A 12,217-nucleotide genomic window follows, 5' to 3' on the forward strand; every position below is an offset into this window, starting at 1 on the left:
GCACTACCCGTAGGCGCTACTTCGCCGCGCCCACCATCCGCAGCACGAGGTCGGCGTACAGCGCGCCGACCTCTTCGGGCGTGCGGGGGCCGTCGACGTTGAACCAGCGGGCCACGTCGATGCAGAGGGACAGCACGGCGAGGGTCGTGCCGCGGACGTCCGGCACATCGAACTCGCCGCTCGCCACGCCGTCCTCGATGATCCCGCGCACCTCGGCGTCGACCTGGCGGCGCAGGTCGAGGATCTCGGCGCGGGCCTCGGGGCCGAGCGCGTCCAGTTCGTACTGGACGACCCGCGCGGTGGTGCGCCGCCCGGCGTGCCAGCGGACGAAGGAGCTGACCGCGTCCGCGAGCCGCCGGGTGGCGTCGCCGTCGCCGGCGGCCGCCGTGCGCAGGATGTCCAGCGCGCGGTCGTGGCCGATCCGGCTGATGCGGTGGAGCAGCTCTTCCTTGGTCTTGTAGTGGATGTAGAGGGCGGCCGGGCTCATCCCCGCGCGGCCCGCGATGTCCCGGGTCGTCGTCGCGTGGTAGCCGCGCTCGGCGAAGGCCTCCACGGCGGCGACGAGCAGTCGCCGGGCCGCGTCAGGGGTGACCTCTTCCCACGGCTCGATCTCGCCGCCGGACGTCTCCTGCGCCGCAGTCATCGCTCGTTCGCCCCTCTCGGTACCGGAGCTACACCATACCGCCGAAGCTGAGCGCCCGCTTAGAGTGCCCGCTCAGAGCTTTTCGGTCCGCTCAGAGCTTTTCGAACGGGCTGTACGTGCGGGCCGCCGCGTCCTGCTTGTCCCTGATCACCTTGGCGAGGGTGAAGGCGGACGTCACGAGGTAGAGGACGGCGATCGCGAGGAAGCCGCGCACCCAGGCGTCGGCGTTCAGCTTGAAGATGCCGATGGCCGTCGCCGCCATCGCCACGGCGAAGGACGCGACCGCCTGGCCGTAGAAGGCGGCGGTGTTCTGCTTGCCCGGTGTCTCACTCATGGCAGCAGCCTCGCCGAGCGCGGCCGCCGGCACATCCGTCGAGCTACTCAGAAGGTACTCAGAACGCCGAAACCCCGGTCAGCGCCCGCCCGATGACCAGCTTCTGGATCTGGCTCGTGCCCTCGTAGAGGGTCATCACGCGGGCGTCGCGCAGGAGTTTGCCCGCCGGGTACTCGTCGATGTAGCCGTAGCCGCCGAAGACCTGGAGGGCGTTGTTGGCGGCGCGGACGGCGGCCTCCGAGGCGAAGAGCTTGGCCTTGGAGGACTCGGTGGCGAAGGGCAGGCCCCGGTCGATCAGGTCGGCGACCCGCCAGGTCAGCAGCCTCGCCGCGTCGACGTCGACCGCGATGTCGCTGATCAGTTCCTGGACGAGCTGGTGGTGGGCGATGCTCCTGCCGAACTGCTCGCGTTCGCCGGCGTAGCGCACCGCCGCGTCCAGGGCGGCCTGCGCGATGCCGACGCAGCCCGCCGCGACCGACATCCGCCCCTTGGCCAGCGCCGACATCGCGACCGAGAAGCCCTTGCCCTCGGGGGCGAGCAGCCCGGAGGCGGGCACCCGGACGCCGTCCAGGACCAGTTCGGCGGTGGTCTGGCCGCGCAGGCCGAGCTTGCCGTGGATGGTGCGGCGGGTCAGGCCGGGGGTGTCGGTCGGCACGAGGAAGGCGGAGACGCCCTTGTGTCCCGGGGCGTCCGTCGAGCGGGCGAAGAGCAGGACGACGTCGGCCCAGGCGCCGTTGGTGATGAACATCTTGGCGCCGTCGATGACGTACGAGTCGCCGTCGCGGACCGCGCGGGTGGTCAGGTTGCCCGCGTCCGAGCCGGTGCCGGGTTCGGTCAGACCGAAGCAGCCGACGGTCTCGCCGGAGGTCAGCCCCGGCAGCCAGCGCCGCTTCTGCTCCTCGCTGCCCCAGGCGGCGATCGTCTTGGCGACCAGCCCGAGCGAGACGGAGACGATCCCGCGCACGGAGGAGTCGCCGCGACCGAGTTCCTCCGTGACCAGGCAGTAGGCGAGATGGTCGCCGCCCGAGCCGCCGTACTCCTCGTCGACGGTCAGCCCGAGGAAGCCGACCTCGCCGAGCTTCTTGACGAGGGACCGGTCCACCTCCTCGGCACGGTCCCAGGCGACCGCGTGCGGCGCGATCTCGCGCTCCACGAAGTCCCTGGCGAGCCGCTGGACGGCCGCCTGCTCCTCACTGAGCCCCAGATTCATGACCGCCCGCACCCTCGGATCAGCTGGATCAACGCGATAAATTAGCACTGCTAGTTTCTGTTGCGCAGCCCTACTATGTGCGCCATGGCCCGACCGCGCAAGCCCCTCCTCAGCACCGACCGGATCATCGAGACCGCCCGGGCGCTCGTGGACGCGGAAGGCCTCGCGGCCGTCTCGACGCGCCGGCTCGCGGCCGAACTCGGGGTGAGCGGGCCCTCGCTGTACAACCACTTCCGCACCAAGGACGAGATCCTGGAGGCCGTCGCGGACTCGGTGAGCGCCCAGGTCGATCTGTCGATGTTCGAGGACGGCCGGGAGTGGCGGACCGCGCTGCACGACTGGGCCGTCTCCTACCGGGCCGCCCTGCGCGACCACCCGAACATCGTCCCGGTGCTCGCCCGGGGCCCCGGCCGCCGCCCCGCCGGACTGCGCCTCGCCGACGCGGTGTACGGCGCGATGGTCCGGGCCGGCTGGCCGCCCGCGCAGGCCACCTCCATCGGCGCGCTGATGCGCTACTTCATCATGGGCTCCGCGCTCGGCTCCTTCGCCGGCGGCTTCGTCGACGACGTGAGCGCGTACGACCCCGCCGACTATCCGCATCTGGGCCAGGCCCACCTCCTGGCCGAGCAGCAGGAGAAGATCGACGAGCGGGCGTTCGAAACCGGCCTGACGGCGCTGCTGACCGGGCTGGCCCACCAGTTCGAACAACTCGGCTGACACCGTTCGGGCGGACACCGTGAGGCTGACACACTTCGGCGGGCGCCGAAGTGTCCGTCGCTCATGCTGGAAGGCGTGAGCATCAAGGACACCGGGAACCGCCGGGACGCACGGGCCCCGGGGCTGGCCGCCCTCGCCGGTCTCGTCGCCGACGAGACCCGGGCCGCCTGTCTGCTGGCGCTGCTCGACGGGCGGGCCTGGACCGCGGGCGAGCTGGCCCGGCACGCGGGAGTGGCCGCGTCGACGCTGAGCGAGCACCTGGGCAAGCTGGTCGCGGGCGGGCTGCTGGCCGAGGAACGGCAGGGCCGGCACCGGTACGTACGGCTGGCCGACACCCGGGTCGCCCAGCTCCTGGAGGACCTCGCCGCCGAGGTCGCCCCGGACCCCGCCCGCCGTCCGCGCGGCCTGCGCGCCTCGACCGCCGGATCGGCGATGGCCCGGGCCCGCACCTGCTACGACCACCTCGCCGGCCGCCTCGGCATCACCGTCACCGACGCCCTCACGGCACAGGGACTGCTGGACCTGGATGGACAGGCCGGGCAGGCCGGGCTGACCGAGGCGGGGCTGCGGTGGTTCGCGGGCCACGGCATCGCGCTGGACCGCACGACCCGACGTCCGCTCGCCCGCGCCTGTCTCGACTGGACCGAGCGCCGCCCCCACCTGGCGGGCGCCGCGGGCGCGGCCCTGTGCCGGCACGCCTTCGACACCGGCTGGTGCGTGCGCATCGGCACGGAGCGGGCGGTGAAGGTGACTCCGTCGGGAGAGCGGGCGCTGCACGACCTGCTCGGCATCGAGGCAGCCTCGCTCCGCTGAGACACCCCCGCACACGCACGACCGAAATCCGCGAGCTCTGCAAGCGTCCCCTTCGTAGCCTCAGGAGAATGATGACTCCCCGCCACACCCCCCTGCTCGCGGGCGCCGCGGCCACCGTCACCGTCGTGCTGTGGGCCTCCGCCTTCGTGTCGATCCGCAGTGCGGGCGACGCGTACTCGCCCGGGGCGCTGGCGCTCGGGCGGCTGGTCTGCGGGGCCGCGGTGCTGGGAGTCGTCTGCGCGGTACGGCGGACGGGGTGGCCGCCGAGGGCCGCCTGGCGCGGGATCGCCGTGTCGGGCGTGCTGTGGTTCGGCTTCTACATGGTGGTGCTCAACTGGGGCGAGCAGCAGGTGGACGCGGGGACGGCGGCCCTGGTCGTCAACATCGGGCCGATTCTCATAGCCCTGCTCGGCGCGCGGCTGCTCGGGGACGAGATGCCGCCGCGGCTGCTGGCCGGGATGGCGGTGTCGTTCACCGGCGCGGTGGCCGTGGGGCTGTCGATGTCGGGCGAGGGCGGCGCGTCGGTGCTCGGGGTGGTCCTGTGTCTGCTCGCCGCCGTCGGCTACGCGGGCGGGGTGGTCGCGCAGAAGCCGGCGCTGGCCCGGGCGAGCGCGCTGCAGGTGACGACGTTCGGGTGTGTCGTCGGGGCGGTGGTGTGTCTGCCGTTCGCCGGGCAGTTGGCGCACGAGACGGCCGACGCGCCGCTCTCGGCGACGCTCAACATGGTCTACCTGGGCGTCTTCCCGACCGCGCTGGCCTTCACCACCTGGGCGTACGCCCTGGCCCGGACGACGGCGAGCCGCATGGGCGCGACGACGTACGCGGTGCCCGCGCTGGTCGTGCTGATGTCGTGGCTGGCACTGGGCGAGGTGCCGGGCCCGCTCACACTGGCAGGCGGAGCCCTGTGTCTCGCAGGCGTGGCCGTGTCACGCTCGCAACCGAAAGCACCTGCGGGCCTGGAGGGCGCTCCGCGGCCGACGGGGCCACGCCCCGAGCGGAACCTTGACCGCAAAGCGTCCTAAACAGATCGGCCGAAGCCGAGGCAGCGCCCCGAAGGGGCGCGAGGAACTGCGCGACCGGCCACAACGGCGCCGCAGCAAAACGACGCCACATCGCGCCGACTCGGACGAAGCCAACTCCGGTTCGGCAGCGCCCTCAAGGGGCGCGGGGAACTGCGCAACCAGCCACAACGGCGCCGCAGCACAACGACGGCACATCGCGGAGCGCTCCGCGGCGCCCCTAGAAAACCACCAGGGCCCGGCCGCCCTTGCCGGCCAGCATGTTGTCGAAGGCCGCCGGGATGCCGTCCAGGGCGATCCGCTCGGTCACGAGGGCGGAGAGGTCCAGCCGGCCGGCCCGGACGTGTTCGGCGAGCACCGGGAGGTCCTCGGCCGGGTCGCAGTTTCCGTAGACGCAGCCGGAGAGGGTCCTTCCCCAGTGGAAGAGTTCCAGCGCGTTGAAGGTGACCTGCTGGTCCTTGCCGCCGATGCCGACGACCGTGGTGCGCCCGCCGCGTCGGGTGGACTCCCACGCCGTGCGGATGGTGACCGCGCGGCCCACGCACTCGACGGCCACGTCGACGCCCTGCTTGCCGGTGAGGGCGCGGATCTCGCGGGCGGTCTGCGCGGAGGCGACGACGTACTCGGTCGCGCCCGCCGCCCGCGCCAGCTCCTCCTTCTCCGCGGAGACGTCGACGGCGACGATCGTCGAGGCGCCGGCGATGCGGGCCGCCTGGAGGGTGGCCAGGCCGACCCCGCCGACGCCGAACACGGCGACCGTCTCGCCGGGTCGGACCCGGGCGCAGTGGTGGATCGCGCCGTAGCCGGTGAGCACCGCGCAGCCGAGGAGGGCCGCGTCGGTGAGGGGGATGCCGTCGGGCAGGGGCAGCAGACAGGAGGCCGGGACGACCGTCTCCTCGGCGAAGGCGGCCACGTTCAGGCCCGGGTGGAGGTCGAGGCCGTCCGCCGTGCGGGCGTAGACCTCGGCGGCGCCGTTGAGGGCGTTGGCGCACAGCCAGACCTCGCCGAGCGAGCAGGCATGGCAACGGCCGCAGGACGGAGCCCAGTTGAGGACGACGCCGGCGCCGGGCGCGAGGTGTTCGACTCCCTCGCCGACGGAGACGACCGTGCCGGCGCCCTCGTGCCCCAGGACCGCCGGGACCGGCACCCGCAGGCGGCCGTCGGACAGCGACAGGTCGGAGTGGCAGACGCCGACGGCGGCGAGCCGGACGCGGACCCGGCCGGGGCCGGGCTCCGGCAGGTCGATCTCCCTGATCTCCAACGGAGCGCCGACGGCGGGCAGCACGGCGGCGCGGACGAACGGTCGGGCGGCGGCTCGCAGGGCCATGGCGGGCTGACTCCCTTAGAACTGGAGGGACTTGGTCTGGAGGTACTCGGCGAGACCGTGCGCGCCGAGTTCGCGGCCGACGCCCGACTGCTTGTAACCGCCGAAGGGGGCGAGGGGGTTGAAGCGGCCGCCGTTGATGTCGACCTGGCCGGTGTCCATCCGGCGGGCGAAGGCCACCGCCGTCGCCTCGTCGCCGGCCCAGACCGCGCCCGCGAGCCCGTACACCGTGCCGTTGGCGATGCGCAGGGCGTCGTCCTCGTCCTCGTAGCGCAGGACGGTCAGGACCGGGCCGAAGATCTCCTCCTGGGCGACGGTCATGTCGGGGGTCACGTCGGCGAAGACCGTGGGGCTGACGAAGTAGCCCGGTGTGCGCGGGGCTTCGGGGCCGCCCGCGACCAGCCGCGCGCCCTCGGCCACGCCCTTCTCGATGTAACCGCGCACCCGCGCCTGCTGCGCGGCGCTGACGACGGGGCCGATGCGCTCGCCGTACTTGGCGGCCGCCGCCGCGGCGAGCGCGACCGCCTCCTCGTACCGGTCGCGGTGGACGAGCATCCGGGTCCAGGCGCTGCACGTCTGGCCCGAGTTGGACATCACGTTGGCGACGCCGACGTTCACCGCCCTGGCGAGATCCGCGCCGGGCAGGATCACGTTGGCGGACTTGCCGCCGAGTTCGAGGGCGACCTTCTTGACGGCCGCGCCCGCCGTCGCGGCGATCTGCTTTCCGACGGCCGTGGAGCCGGTGAAGGAGACCAGGTCGACGTCGGGGTGTTCGGCGAGCGCCCGGCCGGCGACCGGGCCGAGGCCGGTGACGAGGTTGAAGACGCCGGCCGGGACGCCCGCGGCATGGACCGCCTCGGCGAAGAGCTGGGCGACGAGCGGGGTGTCCTCGGCGGGCTTGAGGACCACGGTGCAGCCCGCGGCGAGCGCCGGGGCGACCTTGGCGACGATCTGGTGGAGCGGGTAGTTCCAGGGGGTGATCGCGCCGACCACGCCGATCGGCTCGTGGAAGACGGTCGAGTTGCCGACCCGCTCCTCGAAGGAGTGGGTCGCGGCCAGCTCGGCGTAGGAGCCGGCGACCGCGATCGGCACGGCCGCGTGGACCGCCTGGGAGAAGGCCGGGGGCGAGCCGAGTTCTGCGGTGACGGTCTCGGCGATCTCTTCCTTGCGGGCGGCCAGGACGTCCCGCAGTGCGGCCAGCCGGGCGGCGCGCTCGGCGGGCGGGGTCGCGGCCCAGCCCGGCAGGGCGGCGCGGGCGGCCCGTACGGCGGCGTCGACGTCGACGGCGTCGCCCGCCGGGACCCGGCCGATCACCTGTTCGTCCACCGGGTCGACGACCTCGATCACGGCCTGGCCCGCGGCCGGGCGCCACGCGCCGTCCAGGTAGATGCCGTCGTGTGCCTTCATCGCGTTCCCTCCGGGCGGTGCTCGTCGACCGCGACCTAAACTAGCGTCGATAGTTTTAAGGCACCAGAGGACGGCCGGGGACACTCGACGTGGTTGTGGGGCAGCGGGTCAGCGGGTTGCCGTCAGGTGGGCGAAGACCACGACGTTGCTGGTGTAGCCCGTCGCATGGCGGAACAGGCCGCCGCAGGTGAGGACGCGGAGCTCGGGGCGGCGGGTCGGACCGTAGACCTCCTTGTCGGGGAAGGTGGCCTTGTCGAAGACCCGTACCCGGTCGACGGTGTAGACGGCGGTGCGCCCGTCCGCGCGCCGGGCCTCGATCCTGGCGCCCCGGGCCACCCGCGCGAGCCCGGCGAAAACCGCGGGGCCGGTCTTGGTGTCGCGGTGTCCGACGGCGACGGCGGTGCCCCGCTCCCCCGGGGTGGGGCCCCCGGCGTACCAGCCGACGAGCTTGGGCTTGTCGAGCGGCGGGGTCCCAAGGTGCCGGTCGGGGCCGAGCCGCAGCGGCATGATCGGCGCGACGATGCCCAGCGAGGGCACGTGCAGGGTGGTCGCCGGGGACCGGGGCAGCGGGCGGGGAGGAGGCTTGCGGGGCTCGGACGCCTTCTTGCCCGTCGTCCGCTCGTCCTCGTCCGCGCCGCCCCCGGCGGCCGGGGCGCCCGGGGCCCCGGCCTGCGCCGGGGCGACCGGAACGTCGTGCCCCCCGCACCGGACTCCCGCCGTCACCAGCACGACCGCGAGCACGGCCGTCCTGGTGAGGCGAAAGGCGCGAGTCCGGTGCCAGGGCCTGCGTGCGCGCCTACGCGGCACCGTGCGTGCGCCGACGGGTCAGTCGGAAGTACGCGACGCCGCCCACGGCCACCAGACCGACGGCCGCGGCCCCGGCCAGCGGGGTGAAGGCCCGCGCGGGGTCGGCGAGGCCGCCGCCGCCCGCGTGGACGCCGCCCGCCGGAGCGCCGCCCTTCTCGCCGCTCCAGGCACTGCCGCCCTGCGCGGTGCCGCTCTGCGCGCTGCCGCCCCGACCCGTGGCGGTCGTGCCGCCCTGGCCCGTGGCGGTCGTGCCGCCCTGACCGGTGGCGGTCTGGCCCGTGGCGGTCTGGCCCGTGGCGCTCTGATCGGCGGCCGTCTGGCCTGCGGCGTTCTCGCCGACCGCCGTCTGGCCGGTGGCGGTCTGACCGGTTGCGGTCTGGCCCGTGGCAGTCTGGCCCGTGGCGGTCTGGCCCGTGGCGGTCTGACCGGTTGCGGTCTGGCCCGTGGCGGTCTGGCCCGTGGGCGTCTCGTCGCCGCCGGCCGGGCCGCCCGGGGCCGCGGCCTCCTGACCGTCGTCCGTGATCGGCCGGTTCGGACCCTGGTTCCCGCCGCGTCCGCCGTTCTCACGGCAGTTGACCCTGAAGACCTTCACCCGGGTCGAGGCGACGACCCCGCCATCGGCGGCGGGAAGGTCCCAGCTGAGCGTGTACGAGCCCTCGGCCAGCCCCAGCGTGTCGGTGTGCCCGGCGCCCTGGGTCAGGTCGATGGTGCCGGTCACGGTGGCCGTGCCGTTGGTGGGGGGCTTCGCCTTGATGGTGTAGGTGACGGCCTTGAGGTCGGCGAAGTTCGCGGCGTCGAGGTAGAAGCGGCAGGCCACCGGGTCGTCCTTCGAGACGCCGGGGGGTACCTGCTCGCGGTGGATCCTGATGTCTCCGGCTTCCCCTACGGCCATGGCGGACGGCGCGGCGAGGCAGGTGAATCCCGCCGCGGCCAGCACCGTGAGGGCCGTGGCGCCGAGGCGGGAGCCGCGGGCGGACGGGAGCGTCGAGGTGGACATGTGCATTCCTCCGAGTCAGGACGATTTTCATACAAATCGTTCTCGCACCTGACTCTCTTTCACATCGACGCCCCCGACTGTGGGAGCGCCGACCGACGCGCCGTCAGACATCGCTCGACCGGCGCAACCGCGATCCGGAGCGCCGTCCGGCCGAGGACGCCCCCGAGCCCCCTCCCCCGCGGGGCTCGCGGGGCTCGCGCGGCCCTCCCGGCCCTCCCGGCTCCCCCGGCGCCCGCACCGCCACCCCGGACGACATCAGCAGCAGCGCCCCCAGCATCACGAACGGCGCGGCCACGCCCGCGACCCCGGCCACCAGACCCGCCGCGGCGGGCGCGGCGACCTGGCCGAGCCGGTTGCCGGTGAGGCGCAGCGCGAGGGCGGTGGACCGGGCGCCGTCGGGGGCCGCCTGGACGACCGTCGTCATGGAGAGCGGCTGCCCGACGCCGAGGCAGAAGCCCAGCAGCGCGAGGATCACGCCGAGCCCCCAGACCGGCACCGGCAGCGCGATCGCGGCGCACAGCAGGGCCGCCAGCAGACAGGTCACGGTGAGCAGCGCCGTCCGCCCGAGCAGCCGCAGCAGCGGGGTCAGGACGAGCCGGCAGGCGATGGAGGCCGCCGCGCGGACGCTGAGCAGGACGCCGATCACGGACGGCGCGATGCCCCGGTGTTCGCCGACCACCGGCAGATAGGCGGTGAGGATGTCGGTCGCGGACAGCACGGACAGGCTGATGAGGATGCCGGCGGGGACGCCCCGGGCATGCAGGATCCGGCCGACGGGGACCCGATCGCCGTCGCCCGCACGGGACTTGGGCCGGGTGTCGCGGTGCTCGATACGCCACAGCGAGGTGAACGCGACCGCGCAGCCCGCCCCCGCGACGAGCAGGGCCAGCGCGCTGCTGCCCGCCATGTCGGGACCGCCGATCAGCGCGCCGGCCGCCACGGGGCCGATCAGCTGGCCGAGGGAGGCGCCGATCGTGAAGTGGCCGAAGTTGCGGTCCTGTTCGTGCGGCGCGGACTGGCGGGCGACCAGCGACTGGGCGCCGATGACGAAGCAGAGGTGGCCGAGGCCCATCACCCCGCTCCACAGGGCCATCGTCCACAGCGAGCCGGCGAGGCCGCTCAGCACGCAGCCGCCGGATATGAGGACCACGCCGACGGGCAGCAGGGGCGCGCAGCGGCCGTGGTCGGTGCGGCGGCCGAGCGGCACGGCCGCGAAGAGGGGCAACAGCGCGTACACGCCCGCGATGACGCCGACCGCCCGCTCGTCGGCGCCCAGCGCGAGGGCCCGGTAGGAGACGGCGGGCCGGGCCATCGACACCGCCCCCTGCGCGAAGCCGAAGGCGATGACGAGGCGGAGCAGCCAGCCGCGGTTCCTACCGGGCCTCACAAGTTCCTCCAGGGGTGGGTCAGATGATCCCGAACAGCATGCCCGCGCCGAGGATCACCAGGCAGGTGAGGGCGGCCCACTTGACGACGAACCTCGTGTGGTCGCCGAACTCGACCTTCGCCATGCCGACGAGGACGTAGACGGCCGGGACCAGCGGGCTGGACATGTGCAGGGGCTGGCCGACGAGCGAGGCGCGGGCCATCTCCAGCGGGGAGACGCCGTGCGCCGCACCGGCCTCGGCGAGGACGGGCAGGACGCCGAAGTAGAAGCCGTCGTTCGACATGAAGTAGGTGAGCGGGAGGCTCAGGACGCCGGTGACGAGCGCCATGTGCGGGCCCATGCCCTCGGGGATGACGTCGACCATCCACTTGGCCATGTGGTCGACCATGCCGGTGCCCTGCAGCACGCCGGTGAAGACGGCCGCGGCGAAGACCATGCCGGAGACGTTGAGGACGTTGTCGGCGTGGGCGGCGAGCCGCTCCCGCTGGGAGGGGATGTGCGGGAAGTTGACGGTGAGGGCGAGCGCGGCGCCGAGCAGGAACAGCACCGGGATCGGCAGCCACTCCATGATCATGGCGGTCAGCAGGGAGACCGTGAGCAGCGCGTTGAACCAGTACAGCTTGGGGCGCAGGGTGGCCCGGTGCGGGTCGAGGCCCTTGAAGTCGTCCTCTTCCTCGTCGTCGTCGCCGAGTGCGACGGCTCCGCCGGAGCCTGCGGCCGGGGTGGCGGACTTGTCGCTGCCGGAGCCGGCGCCGGCGCCGACGAGCACGGTCTCCGTCTGCTCGACCTTCTCCTCCACCAGCGTCTTCTTCTCCACCAGCACCTCGTCCAGCGTCAGCACGCCGAGCCGGGCGCGCTCGCGGCGGCCGAGGATGTAGGAGAGGGCGATGACGAAGACCAGGCCCACGGCCAGCGCGGGGATCATCGGCACGAAGATGTCGCTGGCGTCGAGCTTCAGCGCGGTGGCGGCACGGGCGGTCGGCCCGCCCCAGGGCAGCGTGTTCATCACGCCGTTGGCCATGGCCGCGACACCGGTCATCACGACCAGGCTCATCTTCAGGCGCTTGTACAGCGGGTACATCGCCGAGACGGTGATCATGAAGGTGGTGGAGCCGTCGCCGTCCAGGGAGACGATCGCGGCGAGCAGCGCCGTGCCGACGACGATGCGCAGCGGGTCGGCCTTGCAGAACTTCAGGATGCCCCGGACGATCGGGTCGAAGAGGCCGACGTCGATCATCACACCGAAGTAGACGATCGCGAACATGAGCATCGCCGCGGTGGGGGCGAGGCTGGTGACGCCGTCGATGACGTAGTCACCGAGCTTGGCGCCCTTCCCGACGAAGACGCAGAACAATGCCGGGATCAGTACGAGCGCCGCGATCGGCGACATCTTCTTCAGCATGATCAGGACCAAGAAGGTCGCGATCATGGTGAAGCCGAGGATGGTCAGCATGAGTGGACACCTAACGTTCGCCCTTGAACATCCCACCTGGGGGTCGGCGGTGCGATGACGTTAGGTCTGTTCAATTGGTGTTAACAAGACGTTGACGTGCGAGCAA

The 12,217-nt window shown here is 73.1% G+C and carries 12 protein-coding genes; 3 read left to right on the top strand and 9 right to left on the bottom strand.

Translation table 11 applies throughout. The annotated features are described in order from the left end of the window. Positions 1–16: 16 nt before the first annotated feature. The 3 genes from ACWCPF_RS23605 to ACWCPF_RS23615 all read right to left on the bottom strand — a co-directional run bounded on the left by ACWCPF_RS23605 (position 17) and on the right by ACWCPF_RS23615 (position 2,187). The gene (locus ACWCPF_RS23605) at positions 17–643 is read right to left on the bottom strand and encodes a TetR/AcrR family transcriptional regulator (protein WP_451047037.1); all 627 of its coding nucleotides are present in this window, start codon (positions 641–643) and stop codon (positions 17–19) included. A 91-nt stretch (positions 644–734) separates the two neighbouring features. Then, the gene (locus tag ACWCPF_RS23610; RefSeq protein ID WP_451047038.1) at positions 735–977 is read right to left on the bottom strand and encodes a YiaA/YiaB family inner membrane protein; all 243 of its coding nucleotides are present in this window, start codon (positions 975–977) and stop codon (positions 735–737) included. A 58-nt stretch (positions 978–1,035) separates the two neighbouring features. Then, positions 1,036–2,187 (bottom strand): acyl-CoA dehydrogenase family protein, encoded by a 1,152-nt coding sequence (locus tag ACWCPF_RS23615; protein WP_451047039.1) that lies wholly within the window; start codon positions 2,185–2,187, stop codon positions 1,036–1,038. A 75-nt stretch (positions 2,188–2,262) separates the two neighbouring features. Here ACWCPF_RS23615 and ACWCPF_RS23620 point away from each other — a divergent pair, with 75 nt between their 5' ends. The 3 genes from ACWCPF_RS23620 to ACWCPF_RS23630 all read left to right on the top strand — a co-directional run bounded on the left by ACWCPF_RS23620 (position 2,263) and on the right by ACWCPF_RS23630 (position 4,739). Next, positions 2,263–2,904, top strand: a complete 642-nt coding sequence (locus ACWCPF_RS23620) for a TetR/AcrR family transcriptional regulator (RefSeq protein WP_451047040.1) — start codon at positions 2,263–2,265, stop codon at positions 2,902–2,904. Positions 2,905–2,967: 63 nt separating this feature from the next. After that, positions 2,968–3,717, top strand: a complete 750-nt coding sequence (locus ACWCPF_RS23625) for an ArsR/SmtB family transcription factor (protein WP_451047041.1) — start codon at positions 2,968–2,970, stop codon at positions 3,715–3,717. A 71-nt stretch (positions 3,718–3,788) separates the two neighbouring features. Then, a complete protein-coding gene (locus tag ACWCPF_RS23630; RefSeq protein WP_451047126.1) occupies positions 3,789–4,739 on the top strand; it encodes a DMT family transporter in 951 nt (316 codons plus the stop codon). 217 nt (positions 4,740–4,956) lie between these two features. On the opposite strand, the gene ACWCPF_RS23635 is transcribed toward ACWCPF_RS23630, so the two are convergent. The 6 genes from ACWCPF_RS23635 to ACWCPF_RS23660 form a co-directional block, all read right to left on the bottom strand. Next, positions 4,957–6,063, bottom strand: coding sequence for a Zn-dependent alcohol dehydrogenase (locus ACWCPF_RS23635; protein ID WP_451047042.1), 1,107 nt, complete (start codon positions 6,061–6,063; stop codon positions 4,957–4,959). Between the two features lie 15 nt (positions 6,064–6,078). Next, positions 6,079–7,467: an aldehyde dehydrogenase family protein gene (locus tag ACWCPF_RS23640; protein ID WP_451047043.1), complete on the bottom strand. Its 1,389-nt coding sequence runs from the start codon at positions 7,465–7,467 to the stop codon at positions 6,079–6,081. A gap of 108 nt (positions 7,468–7,575) precedes the next feature. Continuing rightward, the gene (locus tag ACWCPF_RS23645; protein ID WP_451047044.1) at positions 7,576–8,208 is read right to left on the bottom strand and encodes a class F sortase; all 633 of its coding nucleotides are present in this window, start codon (positions 8,206–8,208) and stop codon (positions 7,576–7,578) included. A gap of 55 nt (positions 8,209–8,263) precedes the next feature. Continuing rightward, on the bottom strand, positions 8,264–9,271 hold the full coding sequence (locus ACWCPF_RS23650) for a hypothetical protein (protein ID WP_451047045.1): 1,008 nt from the start codon (positions 9,269–9,271) through the stop codon (positions 8,264–8,266). Positions 9,272–9,374: 103 nt separating this feature from the next. Further along, positions 9,375–10,658 carry an MFS transporter gene (locus tag ACWCPF_RS23655; RefSeq protein ID WP_451047046.1) on the bottom strand — a complete coding sequence of 428 codons (1,284 nt, stop codon included), beginning with the start codon at positions 10,656–10,658 and terminating at the stop codon, positions 9,375–9,377. A 19-nt stretch (positions 10,659–10,677) separates the two neighbouring features. After that, positions 10,678–12,111, bottom strand: coding sequence for a CitMHS family transporter (locus ACWCPF_RS23660; RefSeq protein WP_451047047.1), 1,434 nt, complete (start codon positions 12,109–12,111; stop codon positions 10,678–10,680). Positions 12,112–12,217 lie beyond the last annotated feature (106 nt).

It is taken from the genome of Streptomyces sp. NPDC001858, from assembly GCF_053594615.1.